The organism is Micromonospora sp. NPDC048935 (assembly GCF_043197875.1).
In the GTDB taxonomy this organism is placed as follows: Bacteria; Actinomycetota; Actinomycetes; order Mycobacteriales; family Micromonosporaceae; genus Micromonospora.
In genome coordinates, this window is the sequence record NZ_JBICTZ010000007.1 from 438863 (window position 1) to 439476 (window position 614).

1 protein-coding gene is annotated in these 614 nt (G+C 75.2%); it reads right to left on the reverse strand.

What is annotated here, in order from left to right:
• Positions 1 to 63: 63 nt before the first annotated feature.
• Positions 64 to 483 (reverse strand): protein-tyrosine phosphatase family protein, encoded by a 420-nt coding sequence (locus ACGFIW_RS21785; protein WP_393318484.1) that lies wholly within the window; start codon positions 481 to 483, stop codon positions 64 to 66.
• Positions 484 to 614 lie beyond the last annotated feature (131 nt).

Genomic DNA, 614 nt, shown 5'->3' on the forward strand with positions numbered 1-614 from the left:
CGCTGCGGCGCGGTGCGGTGCGGTGGCGCGTTGCCGGTGCGCTGCGGTGGGGTGCGGTGAAGGTCAGGCGACGCGGCGCAGCCAGCGCCGCTGCCAGGGCGTCTCCACCGCCTTCGGGTGGTAACCCTCGCGAACCCACGCCACTGCCCGCTCGGCCGGGAGGCCGTCGAGGATCGCCAGCGCGGCCAGTGCCGTTCCGGTGCGCCCCACCCCGCCCCGACACGCCACCTCGACGCGCGCACCGTCGTGTGCCCGTCGCAGCGCCTCCCGCAATGCGTCCAGGGCATCCGCCCGGTCGGTCGGCACCCAGAAATCGGGCCACCGGATCCGCCGGTGCGGCCAGGCTGGCTCCGGGCCATCCGCCAACAGCAGGGCGAAGTCGGCGGGCGAGGTCGACGCGGCGACGCGGCGTCCGCGCACCGTCGTCCCGCTGGGCAGTACGAGCAAGCCCGACTGCTCGGACCAGGGCTCTGCATCAGTCACCCGGACATTGTGCCGGCGTCATCTGACAGAAGAGCGCAGACAGCGCCGCCCCCGGCCGGTGGGCCGGGGGCGGCGCTGGTGTCGGTGTGCAGGTCGCCTCTCGGCGAGTGGCACGACGCGGCTCCAGCCGA